Source organism: Collimonas fungivorans Ter331, from assembly GCF_000221045.1.
Taxonomy (GTDB): Bacteria; Pseudomonadota; Gammaproteobacteria; order Burkholderiales; family Burkholderiaceae_D; genus Collimonas; species Collimonas fungivorans_A.
The window spans coordinates 1767849-1788071 of record NC_015856.1 but is presented as its reverse complement, the minus strand read 5'-3'; the positions used below and the strand labels follow the sequence as shown (position 1 = coordinate 1788071).

The 20223-nt window shown below is 59.5% G+C and carries 21 protein-coding genes and 1 pseudogene; 4 read left to right on the top strand and 18 right to left on the bottom strand.

The features are described from left to right. The first annotated feature begins 27 nt into the window (after positions 1–27). Complete coding sequence (locus CFU_RS07825; RefSeq protein ID WP_014005497.1) at positions 28–705, top strand: type 1 glutamine amidotransferase domain-containing protein; 678 nt, start codon at positions 28–30, stop codon at positions 703–705. Between the two features lie 75 nt (positions 706–780). Here the strand turns inward: CFU_RS07825 and upp are convergent, their stop codons facing one another. The 17 genes and pseudogenes from upp to CFU_RS07745 all read right to left on the bottom strand — a co-directional run bounded on the left by upp (position 781) and on the right by CFU_RS07745 (position 18050). Further along, the gene (upp, locus tag CFU_RS07820) at positions 781–1431 is read right to left on the bottom strand and encodes a uracil phosphoribosyltransferase (RefSeq protein ID WP_014005496.1); all 651 of its coding nucleotides are present in this window, start codon (positions 1429–1431) and stop codon (positions 781–783) included. Between the two features lie 69 nt (positions 1432–1500). Further along, positions 1501–1905 carry a MerR family transcriptional regulator gene (locus tag CFU_RS07815; RefSeq protein WP_014005495.1) on the bottom strand — a complete coding sequence of 135 codons (405 nt, stop codon included), beginning with the start codon at positions 1903–1905 and terminating at the stop codon, positions 1501–1503. Next, a complete protein-coding gene (locus tag CFU_RS07810) occupies positions 1902–2345 on the bottom strand; it encodes an integration host factor subunit alpha (protein WP_014005494.1) in 444 nt (147 codons plus the stop codon). Before CFU_RS07810 ends, CFU_RS07815 begins: the two co-directional genes overlap by 4 nt. A 114-nt stretch (positions 2346–2459) precedes the next feature. Further along, positions 2460–4886, bottom strand: coding sequence for a phenylalanine--tRNA ligase subunit beta (pheT, locus tag CFU_RS07805; protein WP_014005493.1), 2427 nt, complete (start codon positions 4884–4886; stop codon positions 2460–2462). A 98-nt stretch (positions 4887–4984) separates the two neighbouring features. After that, positions 4985–6003 (bottom strand): annotated as a pseudogene (pheS, locus tag CFU_RS07800) (phenylalanine--tRNA ligase subunit alpha). A gap of 159 nt (positions 6004–6162) precedes the next feature. After that, the gene (rplT, locus tag CFU_RS07795) at positions 6163–6522 is read right to left on the bottom strand and encodes a 50S ribosomal protein L20 (protein WP_014005489.1); all 360 of its coding nucleotides are present in this window, start codon (positions 6520–6522) and stop codon (positions 6163–6165) included. A gap of 23 nt (positions 6523–6545) precedes the next feature. Then, entirely contained in the window at positions 6546–6743 is a 198-nt protein-coding gene (gene rpmI / locus CFU_RS23745) for a 50S ribosomal protein L35 (RefSeq protein WP_014005488.1), read from the bottom strand. A gap of 195 nt (positions 6744–6938) precedes the next feature. Continuing rightward, complete coding sequence (gene infC / locus CFU_RS07790; protein WP_081466431.1) at positions 6939–7463, bottom strand: translation initiation factor IF-3; 525 nt, start codon at positions 7461–7463, stop codon at positions 6939–6941. A gap of 60 nt (positions 7464–7523) precedes the next feature. Continuing rightward, positions 7524–9431, bottom strand: a complete 1908-nt coding sequence (thrS, locus tag CFU_RS07785; RefSeq protein ID WP_041743122.1) for a threonine--tRNA ligase — start codon at positions 9429–9431, stop codon at positions 7524–7526. Positions 9432–9860: 429 nt separating this feature from the next. Then, positions 9861–10154, bottom strand: coding sequence for an addiction module antidote protein (locus CFU_RS07780; protein WP_014005485.1), 294 nt, complete (start codon positions 10152–10154; stop codon positions 9861–9863). 9 nt (positions 10155–10163) lie between these two features. Beyond that, the gene (locus CFU_RS07775) at positions 10164–10454 is read right to left on the bottom strand and encodes a type II toxin-antitoxin system RelE/ParE family toxin (protein WP_041741509.1); all 291 of its coding nucleotides are present in this window, start codon (positions 10452–10454) and stop codon (positions 10164–10166) included. Between the two features lie 216 nt (positions 10455–10670). Further along, positions 10671–12146 carry an efflux transporter outer membrane subunit gene (locus tag CFU_RS07770; RefSeq protein WP_041741507.1) on the bottom strand — a complete coding sequence of 492 codons (1476 nt, stop codon included), beginning with the start codon at positions 12144–12146 and terminating at the stop codon, positions 10671–10673. A gap of 32 nt (positions 12147–12178) precedes the next feature. Further along, positions 12179–15274 carry an efflux RND transporter permease subunit gene (locus CFU_RS07765; protein WP_014005482.1) on the bottom strand — a complete coding sequence of 1032 codons (3096 nt, stop codon included), beginning with the start codon at positions 15272–15274 and terminating at the stop codon, positions 12179–12181. Further along, positions 15267–16409 (bottom strand): efflux RND transporter periplasmic adaptor subunit, encoded by a 1143-nt coding sequence (locus tag CFU_RS07760; RefSeq protein ID WP_014005481.1) that lies wholly within the window; start codon positions 16407–16409, stop codon positions 15267–15269. Before CFU_RS07760 ends, CFU_RS07765 begins: the two co-directional genes overlap by 8 nt. A gap of 362 nt (positions 16410–16771) precedes the next feature. Continuing rightward, positions 16772–16912, bottom strand: coding sequence for a hypothetical protein (locus CFU_RS25155; protein WP_238531415.1), 141 nt, complete (start codon positions 16910–16912; stop codon positions 16772–16774). 61 nt (positions 16913–16973) lie between these two features. Next, the gene (locus CFU_RS07750; RefSeq protein WP_014005480.1) at positions 16974–17450 is read right to left on the bottom strand and encodes a thioesterase family protein; all 477 of its coding nucleotides are present in this window, start codon (positions 17448–17450) and stop codon (positions 16974–16976) included. A 33-nt stretch (positions 17451–17483) separates the two neighbouring features. Beyond that, positions 17484–18050 carry a TetR/AcrR family transcriptional regulator gene (locus tag CFU_RS07745; RefSeq protein WP_041741503.1) on the bottom strand — a complete coding sequence of 189 codons (567 nt, stop codon included), beginning with the start codon at positions 18048–18050 and terminating at the stop codon, positions 17484–17486. A 158-nt stretch (positions 18051–18208) separates the two neighbouring features. Here CFU_RS07745 and CFU_RS07740 point away from each other — a divergent pair, with 158 nt between their 5' ends. Together CFU_RS07740 and CFU_RS07735 are read left to right on the top strand one after the other, a co-directional pair. Then, positions 18209–18631, top strand: coding sequence for a YXWGXW repeat-containing protein (locus CFU_RS07740; RefSeq protein ID WP_014005478.1), 423 nt, complete (start codon positions 18209–18211; stop codon positions 18629–18631). A gap of 67 nt (positions 18632–18698) precedes the next feature. Continuing rightward, positions 18699–18998 (top strand): hypothetical protein, encoded by a 300-nt coding sequence (locus CFU_RS07735; protein WP_014005477.1) that lies wholly within the window; start codon positions 18699–18701, stop codon positions 18996–18998. A gap of 36 nt (positions 18999–19034) precedes the next feature. Here the strand turns inward: CFU_RS07735 and CFU_RS07730 are convergent, their stop codons facing one another. Continuing rightward, positions 19035–19493: a GNAT family N-acetyltransferase gene (locus tag CFU_RS07730; RefSeq protein WP_041741502.1), complete on the bottom strand. Its 459-nt coding sequence runs from the start codon at positions 19491–19493 to the stop codon at positions 19035–19037. 243 nt (positions 19494–19736) lie between these two features. Between CFU_RS07730 and soxR the strand changes: the two genes are divergently transcribed. Continuing rightward, positions 19737–20222 (top strand): redox-sensitive transcriptional activator SoxR, encoded by a 486-nt coding sequence (gene soxR, locus CFU_RS07725; protein ID WP_014005475.1) that lies wholly within the window; start codon positions 19737–19739, stop codon positions 20220–20222. Position 20223 lies beyond the last annotated feature (1 nt).

Below are 20223 nucleotides of genomic sequence, written 5' to 3'. Positions count from 1 at the left end.
CCTATCAGACACTCAAAAGGAATCCAGATGAAAATATTAATGGTGCTTACTTCCCACGACCAGCTCGGCAATACCGGCAAGAAAACCGGTTTCTGGCTGGAAGAATTTGCAGCTCCCTACTACGCCTTCCTCGACGCCGGCGCCGACATCACCCTGGCCTCGCCAAAGGGCGGCCAGCCGCCGCTCGACCCGAAGAGCGACGAAGCCGATGCCCAAACCGAAGCCACCGAACGTTTTCGCAAAGATGGCGCAGCGCAGGCTGCACTGGCATCGACCAGCAAGCTGTCGACCGTGCAGGCGGCATCGTACGACGCCGTGTTCTACCCGGGCGGCCATGGCCCCTTGTGGGATCTGGCGGAAGACAAGGATTCGATCGCACTGATCGAAACCATGTATGCCGCCGGCAAGCCGGTATCGACGGTATGCCACGCACCCGGCGTGCTGCGCCATGTACGCGCGGCAGACGGCAGCCCGCTGGTGAAAGGCAAGAAAGTCACCGGCTTTTCAGACAGCGAAGAAGCGGCCGTGCAGTTGACCGATATCGTGCCGTTCCTGGTGGAGGCTGAATTGAACCGTCTGGGAGGAAATTACAGCAAGCTGGCCGATTGGCAGAGCTATGCCGTTGCCGACGGCAATTTGATTACCGGACAAAATCCGGCTTCTTCGGTTGCGGTGGCGCAGCAGGTGCTGAAACTGCTGGGCTGATATAGCTCCCATTAAATAGGGTCAGAGTCGAATTAAAATAATTCGACTCTGACCCTATTTAACTGCCGCGGTGGATTATTTGGTGCCGAAGATGCGGTCGCCGGCGTCGCCCAGTCCGGGCACGATATAGGCATGTTCGTCCAGGTGCGAATCCAGGCTTGCCACGTACAGCTTGACGCCGGGATGGGCATCCTGGAATACTTGCACGCCTTCCGGCGCCGCCACCAGCGCCAGGAAAATGATTTGCTCGTCGCCGACGCCGCGCTTTTTCAGCACGTCGACGGCGTGCACTGCCGAATTGCCGGTTGCCACCATCGGGTCGCATACGATGAAGATCCGCTCCGCCAGGTCTGGCAAGCGCACCAGGTACTCAACCGGCTGGTGCGTGTCAGGGTCGCGATACACCCCGATATGCCCGACCCGCGCCGACGGCACCAGGTCCAGCAAACCGTCGCTCATGCCTATCCCTGCCCGCAGCACCGGCACCACCGCCAGTTTGCGGCCGGCAATCACCGGCGCCTGCATGCTCTGCATCGGCGTTTCGATCTGCTGTGTCGTCAGCGGCAGGTCACGCGTGATTTCGTAGCCCATCAGCAGCGTGATTTCACGCAGCAGCTGGCGGAATGTGCGGGTCGATGTTTCCTTGCTCCGCATGTGGGTCAGCTTGTGCTGGATCAGCGGGTGGTTGAGGATGAAAAGATTGGGAAAACGCGGATCGCTGAGCATAAGTGTAATTATTCCAAATACAAAAAAGGGAGATTGCTCTCCCTAGTTTATTCAATATTCACTCAATATTCACTGAGTGGCTTGCTCGACCTTCGGTATCAGCAAATCGAGTATCTGTTCCAGCTCGTGCCGCACTTCGACCAGATCGACTTCGTTTTGCCGGGCCTCGGCCAGCTCGGCTTCGGCTGCGCCGCCCAGGCGGCCATCGAGCTTGTTGCGGGCGCCGCTGATGGTGAAGCCGTGTTCATACAATAATTCGCGGATGCGGCGAATCAGCAGCACCTCGTGGTGCTGGTAATAACGGCGGTTGCCGCGCCGCTTGACCGGCTTGAGCTGGGTGAATTCCTGTTCCCAGTAACGCAGCACATGCGGCTTGACGCCGCACAGGTCGCTGACTTCGCCTATGGTGAAATAACGCTTGGCCGGGATCGGCGGCAGCACGACAAGCTCGGATTTACTAATGCGATCGTTCATGAATTAGCTGGGAGGGCAGCGGCAAACTGTTGGATAGGCTGGATCGGCTGCAGGCTTGCGGCTTCAACCATGCCCTTGAGTTTCTGACTGGCGTGGAAAGTGACCACGCGGCGCGCAGTGATGGGAATTTCTTCCCCGGTCTTCGGATTGCGGCCCGGGCGCTGCGGTTTGTCGCGCAGCTGGAAATTGCCGAAACCCGACAATTTCACGGATTCGCCGCGTTCCAGCGCATCGCGGATTTCATCGAAAAACGTTTCCACCATGTCCTTGGCCTCACGCTTGTTGAGGCCAACCTGTTCAAACAAAAGTTCAGCCAGTTCCGCCTTGGTCAATGTCGGCAAATTCTTTTCTGCCTGCGAACGGGCTTGCGCTTCACGCATCGCCCGATTCAGATCGGCGTCCAGAACGGATTCGAATTCTACTGTCTGCATATTGTTCATTCTGTTGTTACGCCCCTGTCTTTTTGGGATTGCCGCTGCCGTTTTTTTTCGTGCCGCTGTGTCTCGAGCGCGCCGGCATTTGCTGCAGGTTTAATCAAGCCATTCAATTACAGATCAGGCGCGCAATCTTGCTGTTGGCACCTTGCTGACAGCAGCGATCAAAGCCGACATGGCGGCTTCTACAGTGTCATCTTGAAGGGTGTTTTCAGTATCTTGCAAGGTAAAACGGAAAGCAAGACTTTTTTCGTCATTTTCCAGTCCTTTGCCATGATATTCATCAAATAAAACAATGGCTTGCAGAATCCGGCAGGCTGGATTGCCTTGCTGCTCAGCAGCAAAAACATCCAGTAAATCCTGTGCATAAACGGCTTGTTTGACCACCACTGCGAGATCGCGCACCACGGCCGGGAATTTCGAAATCTCGACATACGCAGGTACTTGCCGTTGCTGCAACGCCAAGGCGTCGACTTCGAACACAACCGGGGCCAGCGGCAACTCGTATTTCTGCTGCAGGCGCGGGTGCAATTCGCCGATAAAACCTACCGCAACGTCGCCCAGCAGCACCTGCGCCGAACGGCCCGGATGCAAAGCAGGATGCTCCAGTTTGGTGAAACGCAAAGCCGCCGGCGCAAACAAGGCTTCCAGGTCGGCCTTGACGTCGAAGAAATCGACGGTGCGGCTGGCCTGTCCCCATTGCTCGTCGGCGTGCGGACCATAGGCCAGGCCTGCGACCCGCTTCGGCTGTTCAAAACCGGCGACCGCCAGCGGCCCGTTCTGGACTTCCTGGTTGCGTGTATACACGGCGCCTGTTTCAAAAATGCGGACCCGGTTCAGCTTGCGGTTCAGGTTGTATTTGACGTTGGCCACCAGGCTGGCGACCAGCGACGAACGCATCGCGCTCATCTGGCTGGCAATCGGATTGAGCAGCTTGATCGGTTGCAGGTTGCCGGCGAAGTCGGCTTCCCAGGCTTCTTCGACGAAGCTGAAATTGATCACTTCCTGGTAATCCAGGTCGGCCAGCCGGTGCCGGATCGAGAACAGCGAGCGCTGGTTTTCCGGCGCGATGTACATGGCGTTCGGCGCCACCGGCGGCAAGGCCGGGATATTTTCAAAACCGTAGACGCGGGCGATTTCCTCGACCAGGTCTTCTTCGATCTCGATATCGAAACGATACGACGGCGGCGTCACCGAAAACACGCCGTTGTCCTGGGTGAAGCCCAGTCCCAGGCGCGTGAAGATATCGGCGATCTGGCTGTCCGACAATGGTACGCCGATGACCTTGATCGCACGCGCGGTGCGCACCTTGACCGGATCGCGCTTCGGCAGGTTGACGCTTTGGTCGTCGACCGGGCCGACCTGGGTTTCAGGCGTGCCGCAGATCTCGACCAGCAAGGCGGTGATGCGTTCGATGTGCTCGACCGTGGTGGCGAAATCGACGCCGCGCTCGAAGCGATGGCCGGCGTCAGTCGAAAAATTGAAACGGCGGGCGCGGCCCTGTATCGCCTGCGGCCACCAGAATGCGGCCTCCAGGTAGATATTTTGCGTTTCCAGCGATACCGCGGTGGCGTCGCCGCCCATGATGCCGGCCAGCGATTCGATCTGGCGGTCATCGGCGATCACGCCGATCCAGTCATCGACACTGACGGTATTGCCGTTCAACAGCTTGAGCGATTCGCCTGCCTTGCCCCAGCGGACATCGAGGCCGCCGTGGATCTTGTCGAGGTCGAACACGTGGGTAGGACGTCCCAGCTCCAGCATGACATAGTTGGAGATGTCGACCAGGGCCGAGATCGGACGCTGGCCGCTGCGCTCCAGGCGCTGTTTCATCCAGCGCGGCGTCGTCGCCTTGGCGTTCAGGCCGCGGATCACGCGGCCGGAGAAACGGCCGCACAGGTCCGGCGCCGAAATCTTGACCGGCAAGGTTTCAGCGATATTGGCGCTGACAGTCTTGAACACCGGCTGCTTCAGCGGCGTGCCGGTCAGGGCCGACACTTCGCGCGCCACGCCCAGCACCGACAGGCAGTCCGCCTTGTTCGGCGTCAGCTTGATGGTGAACTTGAGATCGTTCAGTTCGAAATAATCGCGGAAATTCTTGCCGACCGGCGCATCTTCCGGCAACTCCAGCAAGCCGCCATGGTCTTCCGACAGTTTCAGTTCGCGCGCCGAGCACAGCATGCCCTGCGATTCGACGCCGCGCAGCTGGCCCAGCTTGATTTCGAACGGCTTGCCGTCCGCGCCCGGCGGCAGGATCGCGCCGACCATCGCGCATGGCACTTTCAGGCCAGGACGCACGTTCGGCGCGCCGCACACGATATTGAGCATGGTGCCGGCGCCGACATCGACCTGGCAGACATTCAGGCGATCGGCGTTCGGATGCTTGGCGGTCTCGACCACCAGGCCGACCACGATATTGGTAAAGGGCGGCGCAACCGGCTCGACCTCTTCCACTTCAAGACCCGACATGGTCAGCAGATGGGACAATTCGTCCGAAGTCATCTTCGGATCGACCATGGAACGCAGCCAGCTTTCAGAGAATTGCATAGGTAAAACCTTCAAAAACCTTTAGTCACAGAAGCAAGGAACGCTGGATCGGCGAGGCACAAGGGCAAGCCTGTCGCAGCGTCTTCGGCGAGGAGCTTTTAGTTAAATTGTTTCAGGAAACGCAGGTCGCCTTCGTAGAACAGGCGCAGATCGTTGATGCCATAACGCAGCATGGTCAGGCGTTCGATGCCGGAACCGAAGGCAAAACCGATGAACTGTTCCGGATCCAGCCCCATGTTGCGCACCACGTTAGGATGCACCTGGCCGGCGCCCGAGACTTCCAGCCAGCGTCCCTTCAGCGGACCGCTGCCGAAGGCGATGTCGATCTCGGCCGAAGGCTCGGTGAACGGGAAATAGGATGGGCGGAAGCGCACTTGCAGGTCGTCGGTTTCGAAGAAAGCCTTGACGAAATTACAGGTAGACGCCCTTGAGGTCGGCGAAGCTGATGTCTTCGGCGATCCACAAGCCTTCGACCTGGTGGAACATCGGCGAATGGGTGGCGTCACTGTCGACGCGGTAAGTACGGCCCGGCGCGATGACCTTGATCGGCGGCTTGTTCATGCGCGCATAACGCACCTGCATCGGGCTGGTATGGGTGCGCAGCAGCAGCTGCTTGCCTTCAGTGTCCTTGCCGTCGATGTAGAAGGTGTCCTGCATCGAACGCGCCGGATGGTTTTCCGGGCTGTTCAATGCGGTAAAGTTGGTCCAGTCGGTTTCGATCTCGGGGCCGTCGGCCACGTCGAAACCGATGGAACGGAAAATTTCTTCGATGCGCTGCCACGAGCGCATCACCGGGTGGATGCCGCCGACGCCGCGGCCGCGGCCCGGCAAGGTGACATCGATTGCTTCCGCGTTCAGGCGCTCTTGCATCTGTGCGTTGGCCAAGGCGTCACGGCGCGCATTCAGCGCGGCTTCGATCTGCTCTTTGGCGTTTGTTGATGACTGCGCCCTGGACCTTGCGCTCATCCGGCGCCAGCTTGCCCAGCCCCTTCATCTGCTCGGTGATCTGGCCGGTCTTGCCAAGATACTTGGCCTTGGCATTTTCCAGCGCGGCGGCATCCGCGGCGGCGCTGAAATCAGCCTGAGCTTGCGTTACTAATTGTTCTAGGGAGTTCATGCAGTTTTCCTGCTCCAATGAAGCCGAAATACGCTGATAAAATAAAAACCAGCGGTTAAAAACACAAACGGGGCACAAGGTGTTGACCTCTGCCCCGCTCGGGATTGCCAAGCCGCGGAACTACGCGGCGATGGCAAAACTACGCAATACGTAAATGAGTTACGCAGCGATGTTGGCCTTGACTTGATTGACAATCGCAGCAAACGCTGGCTTGTCCATCACTGCCATATCAGCCAGAACCTTACGGTCCAGTTCGATCGAAGCACGCTTCAGACCGTTCATGAATACGCTGTACGTAACGCCATGCTCACGCGAAGCGGCGTTGATACGGGCGATCCACAATGCACGGAATACGCGCTTCTTGTTGCGACGGTCACGGTATGCGTATTGACCAGCGCGCATAACCGCTTGCTTGGCTACACGATAGACTTTACTGCGGCGACCGCGGTAACCCTTGGCTTGCACCAAGATTTTTTTATGACGGGCACGAGCTGTAACCCCACGTTTTACTCTAGGCATAATAACTCCTTAATAGTGTGAGGTTAAGCGGTTGGCAACATGCGTGAGACGGAAGCCATGTTTGTTTCATGGACACCGACGGAACCGCGCAATTGACGTTTGTTCTTGGTGGTCTTCTTGGTCAGGATGTGACGCTTGAAAGCTTGACCGCGTTTAACGGTTCCACCTGGACGGACGCGAAAGCGCTTTTTGGCGCTGCTCTTCGTTTTCATTTTTGGCATGACACTATCTGTCCTCGAGGGACAGCTCCTTTTTTAACATGATTGCAGGTGGCAACATGACGTTACGCTTGGATGCCTGCTCTCACTTGTTTAAACCCAGCTGCACGACAGCCACAACTGGATTTCGCAGCAGAATCTGGTCTGCTGCTTTTGGGCGATCCGGACGATTGCTCATCCAGTCCACCTAAAATCGAATTACTTTTTCTTCTTCGGGCCAATGATCATGATCATCTGGCGCCCTTCCATCTTCGGCCACTGCTCGACCTGTCCGTACGGCTCCAGGTCTTGCTTCAGACGTTCCAGCATGCGCATGCCGATGTCCTGGTGAGCCATTTCACGGCCGCGGAAACGCAGCGTGATCTTGACCTTGTCGCCGTCTTCATCCAGGAAGCGGGTCAGGTTGCGCAGCTTGATGTTGTAATCACCATCATCGGTGCCCGGGCGGAATTTGACTTCCTTCACCAGGATGACCTTCTGCTTCAACTTGGCCTCGTGCGCCTTCTTCTGTTCCTGGTACTTGAACTTGCCGTAGTCCATCAAACGGGCTACTGGCGGCTGCGCGGTCGGTGCGATTTCCACCAGATCGACGTTTGCCTCTTCCGCTAGGCGGAAGGCCTCAGCCAGACTGACGATACCGAGTGCTTCGTTCTCGACACCGGATAAGCGCAATTCTGGCGCAGTAATTTCGCCGTTGATGCGATGTGACTTGTCCGTAGCTATTGCAGTTTCCTTTAAAAATCAAATAATTAAGCCGTGCTCTTGCGCTTCGGGTCGCCCCGTTCAGGCTTTGGTTTCAACCTCGTTCTTGAGGCGCTCCACCAGTACGTCGATAGGCATCACACCCAGGTCGACATTGCCCCGCGCTCGCACGGCCACTGTGTTTGCATCCCGCTCTTTATCACCGACAACCAGTATATAAGGCGGCTTCTGCAAAGAATGCTGCCGTATTTTATAGGTAATCTTCTCATTACGCAAATCGGTCTCTACTCTAAACCCTTGTTTTTTCAGCGTTTGTGCAACATTTTTAACATATTCTGACTGGGCGTCGGAGATATTCAAAACAACAACTTGCACAGGAGCAAGCCACAAGGGCATCGCACCGGCGTGATTTTCGATCAGGATTCCGATAAAACGCTCGAGCGAACCGACAATCGCCCTATGCAGCATGACCGGCACCTTGCGGCCGTTGTCTTCGGTGACATATTCCGAACCGAGTCGGCCCGGCATCGAAAAGTCGACCTGCATGGTGCCGCACTGCCAGGAACGGCCGATCGAATCTTTCAGGTGATATTCGATTTTCGGGCCGTAGAACGCGCCCTCGCCCGGCAATTCTTCCCATTCCGTGCCAGAAGCCCGGATCGCTTCGCGCAGGGCGCTTTCCGCCTTGTCCCAGACTTCGTCCGCGCCGACCCGCTTTTCAGGGCGCAAAGCCAGCTTCACCGCCACTTCGGTAAAACCGAAATCGGTGTACACCTGGCGCACCACCTTGTCGAAGGCCGCCACTTCTTCCTGCACTTGTTCTTCTGTACAGAAAATGTGACCGTCGTCCTGGGTAAAACCGCGCACCCGCATCATGCCGTGCAAGGCGCCGGACGGCTCGTTGCGGTGGCACTGGCCGAATTCGCCGTAACGCAGCGGCAGGTCGCGGTAGCTGTGCAGGCCTGAATTGAAAATCTGGATATGGCCCGGACAGTTCATCGGCTTCAGCGCGTAGCTGCGGTTTTCCGACTCGGTTGTAAACATGTTGTCACGATAGTTCTCCCAGTGGCCGGTCTTTTCCCACAGGGAGCGGTCCAGGATCTGCGGCGCCTTGACTTCCTGATAACCATTGTCCTGGTAGACGCGGCGCATGAACTGCTCAACCTGCTGCCAGATGGTCCAGCCCTTCGGATGCCAGAAAATCAGGCCTGGCGCTTCATCTTGGAAATGGAACAGGTCGAGCGCGCGCCCCAGCTTGCGGTGGTCGCGCTTTTCCGCTTCTTCCAGCATGTGCAGGTAAGCTTCCTGTTCGTCCTTCTTGGCCCAGGCGGTGCCGTAAACCCGCTGCAGCATTTCATTCTTTGCATCGCCGCGCCAGTAGGCGCCGGCCAGCTTCATCAGCTTGAACACCTTGAGCTTGCCGGTCGACGGCACGTGCGGACCGCGGCACAGGTCGGTGAACTTGCCTTCGGTGTACAGCGAAACTTCCTGGTCCTGCGGAATCGAGCCGATCAGTTCAGCCTTGTAAGCCTCGCCTATCGATTCGAAATAGGCGATGGCTTCGTCGCGCGCCACCACCTTGCGTGTCACCGGCTCATCCTTCTTCGCCAGCTCGGCCATCTTCTTTTCGATTTCCAGCAAGTCTTCCGGAGTAAACGGGCGCTTGTAGGCGAAATCGTAGTAGAAGCCGTTTTCGATCACCGGGCCGATAGTCACCTGCGCATCGGGAAACAATTCCTTCACCGCATAGGCCAGCAAGTGGGCGGTCGAATGACGTATCACTTCCAGGCCGTCGGCATCCTTGTCGGTGACGATGGCCAGCTCGACATCGCGCTCGATCAGGAAAGAAGTATCCACCAGCTTGCCGTCGACCTTGCCGGCCAGCGCCGCCTTGGCCAGGCCGGCGCCGATGCTGGCGGCGACCTGCGCCACAGTCAGCGGCGCATCGAATTGACGCTGTGAACCATCGGGAAGTTTGACTGCTATCATTTTGAGCCCCATATCGGCGGTCGCTCGGGACCATGCCGGATTGAATGAAATTAAGGTGTACTTAACTAAGGTGTGCTTAACAAAAACGCGGACGAAAAAAAACGCGGACCAGCCGCGCTTTTTTCATCATGCAGGTAGAAAAAGGCCTCGACTAGCGTCGCTCACAGATTGTGGTGGTAGTTCGCGGTGTCATAACCGGGATGCCTTTCTCGCTCTTACAGATGTTGAATTCGTTGCAGTCGTCCAGCGCAGATAGTGATAACAGCGATGGCAACAGGATGCTTCCGATCATACCAGAAAATCCACGTGGCATGGCAAGTGCGCAAGATATCGTGTTGCGTGTTTGCCAAAAAAGAACCCGCGCGCACCCTATCTTCAAGTCCCGCCTTATCGTCACCCACAATCAGCTTGTCGCCTGTCAGTCCTGATTTATGCCGCCGTCGCATGCAGCCTCAGCCCAAGCGCTTTCATGACTTTCAGAATGGTCCCGAACTCTGGATTGCCCTCGCCGGACAACGCCTTATACAGGCTTTCGCGCGCCAGGCCGGCATCCCGCGCCACCTGGCTCATGCCGCGTGCGCGCGCAATATTGCCCAAGGCATGCGCGATGAAGGCAGGATCGTCGCCCGCTTCTTCAAGACACGCATCGAAATAGGCAACGATATCGGCGCCGGTTTGCAGATGCTCGGCAGAATCCCACTGACGCAGTTTGATCGTTCCCATGTGTTACTCCTAAAGTTTCCGCGCCAGCTTCAATGCCATCTTGACGTCCTTGCTTTGTGTCGACTTCCCGCCACCGGCAAGCAATACCACCATTTCATCGCCACGCTGCACAAAATATATGCGGTAGCCGCAGCCAAAATGAATCCGCATCTCGGAAACACCCTCTCCGACCGGTGCGCAATCGCCAAAATTACCCAGCTCGGCACGATCAATGCGCATCTGGATGCGCACCTTGGCGCTGCGGTCGCGCAATGAAGCAAACCAATGATCAAATATCGGAGTGGTTTGAATAATCTTCACAGACAACTGTATCCCATGAATTACATTCCGTCAAATCAGGCTCCCGTAAACGCTGCATGATGCAGCGCGGCCGAGCTTGCTTAGGTTACGGATGTCACATCGGTGCCAGCGTCAATTGAATGATATTTAAGAAATGGCATAGGGAGTGGCGCGGAAATCGGCCGCGAGTACTCACAAATAAGCAATCTGCGACGACAGCTTTCTACGCAAATCCTTCTACCTGGCTGTCGCAGCCAGGGCCTCGCCGCGATTCCACCAGCCCCCGCCCAAAGCCTGGAACAAGGCGGCGGTATCGGCAAAGCGCGCCGCCTGCGCCTGCGCCAGGCTGATCACGGCTTGCTGGTAGGCTCCTTGCGCCGTCAGTAAGGTCTGCGGACTGGCTTCACCCAGCTGCACCGACTTGCGCGAAATTTCCAGGCTGCGGGCAGCCGCGCGTTCGGCGGCATCCTGGGCCCGCAATGCATCGGCGTCGTACTGCAAGGCGCGCAGGCTGTCGGCGACGTTCTGGAACGCCAGGATCACCGTGCTCTTGTACTCAGCCGCGGCCTGTTCCAGCAAGGCTTCCGAGGCGCGCTTCTTGTGCAGCAGCGCGCCGCCGGCAAACAGCGGTTGCGTCAGGCCGCCCACCAGGCTCCACAGGCCAGTGCCCGCGGTGAACAGATCGCCCATCCGCGCGGCGGCGCTGCCGATATTCGCGCTCAGGGTTATCTGCGGCAGCATGTTGGCGGCAGCAACGCCGACAGCGGCGCTGGCGGCATGCAGCTGCGCTTCAGCCGCGCGGACATCGGGCCGCTGCCGCACCAGGCTGGACGGCAGGCTCAGAGGCAGCTTCTGCGGCAGGCTGAGGCTGGCCAGGTCGAATTTCTGCTCCAGCTCCTGGCTCGGGAAACGTCCCGCCAATGCCGTCAGCCGGTCGCGCTGCTGCGCCAGCGATTTTTGCAAAGGCGGCAAGCTGGCCTCGCTCTGCGCCAGCGCGGCCTGCTGCGTCAGGACGTCGGCTTGCGCAATATCGCCCAAGGCATACTGACGCTGCAACAGCTCCAGCAATCCGGCCTGGACTTTGAGCACCTGCTGCGTGGCAGTTATCTGCGCCCGCAATCCGGCCTCCTGCACCGCCGCATCCACCACATTAGAAGTCAGTGTCAGGTAAGCCGCCTCCAGCAAGAACTTCTGCTGCTCGGCCTGCGCCAGCAAACCCTCCACCTGGCGGCGGTTGCCGCCGAATGCATCCAGCGTGTAAGACACGCTGACCTGGGCCGTGTGCAGGTTGAACGGCGACTTCGCCTCGCCGTCGGACGTCCGCTCCTTCTGCCGGGTCGGCGCCAGGCTGGCGTTGACGCTGGGCAGATACTCCCCGCGCTGCACCGATACCTCTTCCTGCGCCGCGCGCAAGGCGGCTTGCGCCGATTGCAGATCGGGACTGGCTTTGATCGCCTCCTCGATCACCGCGTTCAGCGCCGGCGAGTTGAACAGCGTCCACCACTGGGCGGGGATGTCCATGCCGGCGACGAACTGCTGGGCATCGCCGCCCAGCGTAACCGCGGAAGAAGTCTTTTCCGGCAGCGGCTGCCCGGTGTAGCCCTGCACCTGCGGCGCATCCGGCTGTCTGAAATCGGGGCCGGCGGCGCAGCCTGCAAGCGCCAGCAACACTGCCAGCGCCGGCGTCTTCAGATTGAATTTTATTGTGCTCATTTTTTCACCTGCCAATGTTGATCCGGTCCGCCTCAGCGGCCGTCATGTTCTTTGCTTACGCCGTGGCGTTTCTCGACCCAGCTCTCCAGCCTGTAATAAAAGGCCGGCAGGATGAACAAGGTCAGCATGGTGGCGACTATCAGGCCGCCCACCACCACCGTCGCCAGGCCGCGCTGGACATCGGTGCCGACGCCGGTCGCCAGGGCCGCCGGCAGCATGCCGACCGATGCCACGGTGGCCGTCATCAGCACCGGGCGGAACCGTTCGCTGGCGCCTGCCAGCACCGCCTCCAGCAAGGCCAGGCCCTGGCGCCGGACCCGGTTGATATTGGAAACCATGATGATGCCGTTCTGCACCGCGACGCCAAACAGCGCGATGAAGCCGACCCCGGTCGCCACGTTGATGGTGCCGTTGGTGACCCGCAGCGCAATCAAGCCTCCCAGCGCCGCCAGCGGCACCACGCCCAGGATCAGCAATGCCTGCCGCAGCTTGCCGAAACCCGCATACAGGATGACCGCCATCAGGCCCAGCACCAGGCCGAACACCAGCACCAGGCGCGATTGCGCCCGTTCCTGGTTCTCGAACTGCCCGGCCCATTCGAGCCGGTATCTGGTTTTATCGAAATGCACCTTCTGCGCTACCTGCGCCTGCGCATCCTTGTAATACGATTGCAGGTCGCGGTCCGCGTAGTCGAGCCGCACCGTCAGCTGGCGATGCGTGTTTTCATGGGCGATCGTGCTCTCGCCGGTGGTGGTGCGGATATGCGCCACCTGCGCCAGCGGAATCCGCGCGCCGTCGGCGGCAGTCAGCAGCAGCTGGCCCAGCGCCTCCGGACTGTTGCGGCTACTCTTGGGAAATCGCACCGTAACGTCATGCACCCGGTCCGCCACATATAGCTGGGTGACCGGCGCGCCGCCGATGCCGGTCTGGATCAGGTCGGCGATATCGGCCACGTTGATGCCCAGGCGCGCAGCGGCAGCGCGGTCGATGTCGATCGCCACCTGCGGCACCGGCGGCTCCTGGAATATCGCCACGTCAGCGGACCCGGGCACGCCATGCAGCACCTCGACGATCTGGTTGCCGATGCGGCGCAGCTCCTTGAAATCGTCGCCGTACACGCGGATCACCAAGGGACTGTGGGCGCCGCCCACCGCGTCGTTGACGCCGTCGCTGATCGGCTGGCTGATGCCGACGGAAAGGCCCGGCAGTTGCGCCAGGCGCACGTTGAGCCGGCGCACGAACCGTTCCTTGCTTTCACCGCTGGCCCAGGTGTTGTAGGGTTTCAGGCCGACCGGCACTTCCATGTGCGAGGGCGTCCACGGATCGGTGCCGTCATCGCTGCGGCCGAGCTGGGTCACCGCATAAGACACCTCCGGAAACTCCAGCAAGGTGCGGCGCAATTCGCTGGCCATTTCGCTGCCCTGCTCCAGCGACAAACCGGACGGCATCTGTACTTGCAGCCAGAGCGTGCCCTCGTCCAGGTTCGGCATGAACTCGCGGCCGGTAGCGGCGCCCAATAGGATCACCCCGGCCAGCGCCGCTGCGCCGATGCCATACGAAACCAGCGGATGCTGCAGCAGGCGCCCCAGGGTTTTCCGGTAAGCGGCGCCCAGCCATTCAAGCGGCTTGTTATGGAAAATCCGGCGCGGCTTGCGCAACGCCATGTAAGCCAGGCCGGGCACTAGCACGATGCTGCACAACAGCGCCCCGATCAATGCGTACGCCACCGTGAAAGCCATGGGCGACAGCAGCTTGCCTTCGGCGCGCTCGAAAGCGAACAGCGGCAGGTAGGCGATGATGATGATCAGGGTGGCGAAGAAGATCGGACGGATCACTTCGGTGGTGGCGTCGCGCACGTCGGTCTCGGTCAGCTCGGCGTCGGGCCGGGCTTCGCGCCGGCGCAGTATCGCTTCCGTGACCACGATCGCGCCGTCGACAATGATGCCGAAATCCAGCGCCCCGAGGGAAAACAGATTGGCCGGCATCTTGGTCAGGTACATCATGATGAACACCGCCACCAGCGCCAGCGGGATCGTGACCGCAGCCACCAGCGCGCTGCGCGGACTGCCAAGGAACAGGATCAGCACGATGCACACCAGGCCGACGCCTTCCATGACGGTGCGCCCGACCTTGTGGATGGTCATCTGGATCAGGTCGTCGCGGTCGATATACGGCACCAGCTTGACATCCATCGCCGCCAGCCGCGTTTGCAGCTGATCCACCTTGGCGTGCACGCCCTTGATGACCTCCGAGGCGTTTTCATACTTCAGCAGCTTGACCACGCCCTGGATGGTGTCGGGATTATTGTCCTTGCCGAGGATGCCCTGCCTTTCCTGGTGGCTGTACTGCAGCTTGCCGAGGTCACGCACCAGCACCGGCACGCCGCCGGTCTGCTTGACCACCACGTTGCCGAGGTCGGTCAGGCTGCGCATCAGGCCGATGCCGCGCACCACGTAACTCTGTTCGCCGCGCGTGATACGGCTGCCGCCGGCGTTGGCGTTGTTGTCGTTGATGGCGGTCGTCACATCGGACAGCGAAACCCCGTAGCGCTCCAGCTGCTTCTGGTCGACCTCCAGCTGGTACTCCATGGTCAGGCCGCCGAAGTTGCCGACTTCGGCGATGCCCGCCACCTGCTGCAGCTCGGGGATCACGATCCAGCGCTGGATTTCGGACAGTTCCATCAGGTTCTTGCTGTCGGATTCCAGCGTATAACGATAGATCTCGCCGGCCGGGCTGGTCACTGAATCCAGGCCTGGCGTAATGCCGGCCGGCAGTTTCGCCTGCGCCATGCGCTCGCTGACGCGCTGGCGCTGCCAGTAATCTTCGGCGCCGTCCTTGAATGTCAGGGTAATCAGCGACAAGCCGAAAGTGCTGGACGAACGCATGTGCGCCAGGCCGGGCGTGCCGCTCAGTTCGCGCTCCAGCGGGATGGTGATCTGTTGTTCGATTTCTTCGGCAGCCAGGCCGGGCGCCTGGGTCGTCACCTGGGCGGTGACATCGGACAGCTCGGGATAAGCCTCGACCGCCATCCGGGTCCACGAGTAGTAGCCGAACAGCGCCACCATCAAGGTCACCAGGATGACGGCATAGCGCTTCTGCAGGCAGTAACGAACGATATTGTTAATCATTGAGCAGCACCCCGCCCTTGGTCACAACCCGCTCGCCGACCTGCAATCCGCTCTCGATGCGCACGCTGCCGTCTTCCTGGTTGCCGGTTTCTATGGTGCGGCGGACGAATGTCCAGGGCGCGACCTCGACGAACACGGTCGTGTTTTCGTTATTCATCAGCAGCGCCGATGGCGGCACTGAAGGGGCTGCTGCCTGCGCCACGGCAAAAGAAACGTTGGCAAACATGTTCGGCTTGAACCTGCCATCGGCATTGGGTACGCTGATGCGCACCAGCGCCCGGCGCGTATCGGCCTGCAGCACGTCGCTGATGAACGACACCTTGCCCTGGAACTGCTCGCCAGGGTATGCCGGCAGGCTGATGCTGGCCGCCTGCCCTTTCCTGATCGATGCCAGCATGTTTTCCGGCACGTTGGCGGTGATCCAGACGTGTTCCAGGTTGGCGATCGTCATCAGGACCGCGTTCGTATCGTTGGCCGATTGCCCGGCGCCGACCGCCAGTTCGGTGATGCTGCCGGCATCCGGCGCGACCACGTTCAGGCGCTGGCCGCTGCTGCCGGCGGCGCCGATCGACTTGAGACGGGTATCGGCGCTGGCGAATTCAGCCTGAGCCTGGACATAAGCGCTTTCCGCCTGCTCCAGGTCTTTGGCGGCGCCGGCGCCGGCCTGCTGCACGCCGCGTTGCCGCTCCAGCGCGCGCTTGGCCAGCTGCAGGGCGTCGCGGGTTTTTTGCAGTTCGGCGCTAGCCTGGGCGAAATCGCCGGAAGCCATCACCAGCAGCAGCTGCCCCTTGCGCACGCGATCCCCAAGGCCCACCTTCAATTCCAGCACCTTGCCGGCCACCGGCGGCAGGATATTAATGGTGCGGGCAGGATCTGCTTCCACCTGCGCCGGCAGTTCCAGCACATGCGCCGCATCCAGCGCCGCCACCGCCTGCACCGCAAGGCGCTGCCGCAACGGCGAATGCTCCGGAATGGCGATGCGCTCGCCTTGCCTGATGAAGTTCACGGCCGATTCGGTGTCGGCAGCGCGCGCGGACGCCTTGCTGTCGAATACGACGAAGGCAAGCCTGCCGGCAATCAGGATGACGACGGCAAGGGCCATCAAGGGTTTTCGCCGGAAAATATTCTTGTTCATGATCGTGCTCGTGTTAAGAGATTGTGGTTCACGTCAGCCCCTGGCCAGATCGCTGTCCGGAGGGCGGAATGCCGTTTTTTTTCAACCGGGACAGTTGCCGGACATCGCCGGCGGCACCGGTTTGGGTCAGCGCGGCTGAAGAGCGGCGCAGGGATCTTGCGGACGGCGACACATGCCGTCCGCCGCAGCACCGAAGGTAGGTACAGTCCCAGCAAACCGGGACCCGCACAGGCTACCGGGCTATCCTGTCAGGAACCTGAAGGAAAGCTGACAAAATCCTGACAAGCAGGAATTCTCGCCAGATGCGGCGCGCGCGGCAGCCGTCAGGACGGCTGGCAGATGACTCAGGTGGGGGGGGAGAGTTATTTGGCGGTGAAACCTGCCGGTCCGCCAAGTTGGCGCGGTCCGGCCGGGGTCTGGATATGCGCGACCAGATAGGGCTGTTCGCCTGCGGCGATAGTGGTCGCCGAAAATGCGCCTTGAAAACCAACGCATGCCAGCATGCGGCATGAGATCGTTTGTGGATGTCCGGCAAAGAGAAACTTTACCACTTGCCGCCAGGTTTCATCGCAGCACGGCGCCGCCATTTGCAGCCAGCACCGCGGCGATCACCGCATCGGGCGGAACCACGCCTTGCTTGCCTTTCACCACGCCTTTGGAAGTACCGTCGGCAATGATCGTGCCATTCACGGAAAAACGATGCGTCATGAAAAAATACTTTTCATCCCAGTGCGTGATTTCCAGCGTCGCCTTGAATTTCTTGAACATGCCCAGCGATTTGCGGTAAGTCATCGTGTGCTCGGCGATGATCGGCATCCAGCCCTGCCTGATCATGACCCGCGCCAGCCCGGTGCGGATAAACACATCGACCCGGCTCAAGTCGCACAAGGTAAGGTAACGGCCGTTATTGACGTGCAGGTTGATGTCGAGATCGTTGGGCATGGTCAGCATGCTGATTTCGCTGACGCTCTTGCCGACGGCCAGCCGCGGACGGAAGAAAGACGAGAGCAACACATAAAAAAGACGCAGAAACAGGTTCATATTGATTGCTCCGGTAGGTATCGGATTGTCGGATTAATGGCTGCGTTGCCGGATATCCCGTTGCAGCAGCAGCGCAGCCTGATCGATCGGTTCGCAGGAACCCGCCATGCGGGCATGCAGCAGCGCTCCCTGGAAGGTATTCAGGATGTTCAGCCCCATCACCGCGGCCTCACGGGACGGCAAGCCGTAAGCCTGCAGTCTTGCTTGCAGCGCCACACGCCAGTCGGCATAAATGGCCTTGCATCTTTGATTCAGGACATGGGTCTTTTCAGTCGACATCGCAATCGCCGCCACCGGGCAACCGAGTTCGAAGCCGGATTTGCTGAGGGCGGCCGACAAGGCCTTGCCCATGTCGGCGATGTAAGCCTGCAGTTCCGGCGCGCGCGAGCAGGAAGTGATGAAGGTGCCCAAGCTGTACTCCTTGGCCGCCTCCAGCACTGCCGCCATCAAGTCATCCTTCCCTCCCGGGAAATAATGATAAAGCGATCCTCTGGGGGCGTTGCAAGCACGGGCGACATGCATCAGCGTGATGCCGGCGTAACCATGCGTCGGCAAAAGCTGGATAGCTTTCAAGATCATCTGTCCGCGGAAATCCTGCATGTTGGCAAATTCCTGAATTATGTATGCACACATACATAAATATAAGCGAAACCGCATTTAGGCGCCAGTTATAAATGAATGTAATTAATTGCATCATTGCTTGGCCGGTTTACGTTCGCAGGTATAGTTAGCGCAATCCAACCACACTAGAAAATTCCATGAAACGTTTGCTCTGCGCAGTTGCCCTCGCCGCCGTCAGCGCCGCCGCCTTAGTGCCGACTCAGGCCATGGCGCAAGTCGGCGTCAACATCATCATCGGCACGCCGCCACCGCCGCCAAGATACGAAGTGATGCCGCCGCCGCGCGTTGGCTATATGTGGGCGCCCGGATACTGGAACTGGGATGGCCGCCACCACGTCTGGGCTGGCGGGCACTGGGAAAGGTCGCGCAACGGCTATATGTATAACCGACCGGAATGGCGCCAGGGACGTAACGGCTGGGAACTGCGCCGCGGCGGCTGGCAGCGCGGCGACCATCGCGGCGGATATGACGGCAGGCGCGACTATCACCGTGGCGACGGCCGCCGTGGCGACGACCGCCATGGCTACGACCGCCGCGACGACGACCGCCATCACCGCTAACCGCGGCGCAGCATAACGACAGGCAAAGGCCAGCGCCGGCGCCTGGATTCAAAGGAGCATCAATTTAATGACGACCATGACAATCCATAAAACCCTCGCCGCTGCCATGGTGCTGGCAGCGGCCAGCCTTGCCGTCGCCCAGGCGCAGGAAGCCGGCCCGCGCGTATCGCTGGATCCGGCAAAACCGCAGGCCAGCGAAGAATGCCGGCGCCTGCAAGACCGTGTCAGCGAACTCGACAGGATGGACGATGAACGCATCGCCCGTGGCGGGCGGACCGGCGCGCAGCAAAGCCCGGTCCAGACCAAGGAATGGATAGACAAGGAACGCAAGGACGCCAAGACAAAAATGTTCTTTGCCAAATGCTAGGTTAAATCGGCAGGCCGGTTCCGAAGACACCGTGCTTCATAGATGAAATTCCATGGGTTTAAATCCAGGAGGAAGTATCCTGGTACTGCTTGCCGGCAAGAAGCCGATTGCTTCATAGAAAACAACTGCATTGGGCGCGGCATTGAGTCGAATCGACGACCTGTCAGTAAAATTGCGGCAATGCTGAATGGCCGCAACAACAAGCTGCCGACCGATACCCTGCCGATGCAGCTCCGGCGCCACGAACAAACTGCACAGGTTCCAGAAATTTTTCACCAACACCACTCCGGCAATCTGTCCGTCCCGCATGAATTTGAGATGACAGCATTCATCGCTATTCATCGACCACCAGTCAAGATTCTGATTCACGTTTTGGACAAGCTCAGCTTGCAGGCTGAGATCGTCGAATACGCGCTCAGAGCGCATGACGCGTTCCATGAAACTGCGCAGTTCTGGAATATCTTGAGGCTCGACAGTTTGGATGGCGCTAATCATTGCTATGGATCCGAGCTTGGAGTGAAGCGGCGTTGGGCCGTCGCGCTCAACTACCGAATTGCAAATGAGGATACTGCGTCATGCTGGCAATACGTACCTCCCATGAATTCATGCACTGAACCGAGAATCTAGCATGGATCTTCCCTGGTACTGAATGAGTGTTCTGAAAATAACCGGAGCCACCATGCACGGCCATCATAAAGTTCAAGTAAACTTGAACTCTATAACTTTCAGGGAAACCGCATGAGCGAGATCTTGATCACCATCGGCGAACTGGCGAAACGCTCCGGCGTGGCCGCCAGCGCCTTGCGTTTCTATGAAGAACAGGGCTTGTTAAGCAGCAAACGCGAAAGCGGACGGCAGCGCCAGTTCTCACGGGACGTGTTGCGCCGGGTCGCCTTCATCCGCGTGGCGCAAACAGTCGGCCTTAGCCTCGAAGAAATCAAGGCGGCCTTGTCGACATTGCCGCAGAAACGCACGCCAACCAGACAGGATTGGGAGCGGCTCTCGCGTTCCTGGCACCCACTGCTTCAGCAGCGCATAGATACCCTGACAGCATTGCGCGACCAGCTTACATCGTGCATCGGCTGCGGCTGTCTTTCGCTGAAAAAATGTGCGCTATACAATCCCGACGATGCCGCAAAACGGCGCGGCACAGGACCGCGCTACCTGCTAGGAGACAATGCCGCGACTGTGCTCGCCGACGACGACCAGGGCGAGTATGACTGAC

Coding starts and splice junctions, on each gene's coding strand:
- rplT (WP_014005489.1), bottom strand. CDS start 6,522: ATGCCTAGAGTAAAACGTGGGGTTACAGCTCGTGCCCGTCATAAAAAA.
- CFU_RS07745 (WP_041741503.1), bottom strand. CDS start 18,050: ATGCAGGATTTCCGCGGACAGATGATCTTGAAAGCTATCCAGCTTTTG.
- CFU_RS25155 (WP_238531415.1), bottom strand. CDS start 16,912: ATGCTGGCATGCGTTGGTTTTCAAGGCGCATTTTCGGCGACCACTATC.
- pheT (WP_014005493.1), bottom strand. CDS start 4,886: ATGCAATTCTCTGAAAGCTGGCTGCGTTCCATGGTCGATCCGAAGATG.
- CFU_RS07760 (WP_014005481.1), bottom strand. CDS start 16,409: ATGAACAAGAATATTTTCCGGCGAAAACCCTTGATGGCCCTTGCCGTC.
- CFU_RS07810 (WP_014005494.1), bottom strand. CDS start 2,345: ATGAACAATATGCAGACAGTAGAATTCGAATCCGTTCTGGACGCCGAT.
- CFU_RS07750 (WP_014005480.1), bottom strand. CDS start 17,450: ATGAACCTGTTTCTGCGTCTTTTTTATGTGTTGCTCTCGTCTTTCTTC.
- soxR (WP_014005475.1), top strand. CDS start 19,737: ATGAGCGAGATCTTGATCACCATCGGCGAACTGGCGAAACGCTCCGGC.
- upp (WP_014005496.1), bottom strand. CDS start 1,431: ATGCTCAGCGATCCGCGTTTTCCCAATCTTTTCATCCTCAACCACCCG.
- CFU_RS07770 (WP_041741507.1), bottom strand. CDS start 12,146: ATGAGCACAATAAAATTCAATCTGAAGACGCCGGCGCTGGCAGTGTTG.
- rpmI (WP_014005488.1), bottom strand. CDS start 6,743: ATGCCAAAAATGAAAACGAAGAGCAGCGCCAAAAAGCGCTTTCGCGTC.
- thrS (WP_041743122.1), bottom strand. CDS start 9,431: ATGATAGCAGTCAAACTTCCCGATGGTTCACAGCGTCAATTCGATGCG.
- CFU_RS07730 (WP_041741502.1), bottom strand. CDS start 19,493: ATGATTAGCGCCATCCAAACTGTCGAGCCTCAAGATATTCCAGAACTG.
- CFU_RS07735 (WP_014005477.1), top strand. CDS start 18,699: ATGACGACCATGACAATCCATAAAACCCTCGCCGCTGCCATGGTGCTG.
- CFU_RS07825 (WP_014005497.1), top strand. CDS start 28: ATGAAAATATTAATGGTGCTTACTTCCCACGACCAGCTCGGCAATACC.
- CFU_RS07740 (WP_014005478.1), top strand. CDS start 18,209: ATGAAACGTTTGCTCTGCGCAGTTGCCCTCGCCGCCGTCAGCGCCGCC.
- CFU_RS07765 (WP_014005482.1), bottom strand. CDS start 15,274: ATGATTAACAATATCGTTCGTTACTGCCTGCAGAAGCGCTATGCCGTC.
- CFU_RS07815 (WP_014005495.1), bottom strand. CDS start 1,905: ATGAACGATCGCATTAGTAAATCCGAGCTTGTCGTGCTGCCGCCGATC.
- CFU_RS07780 (WP_014005485.1), bottom strand. CDS start 10,154: ATGGGAACGATCAAACTGCGTCAGTGGGATTCTGCCGAGCATCTGCAA.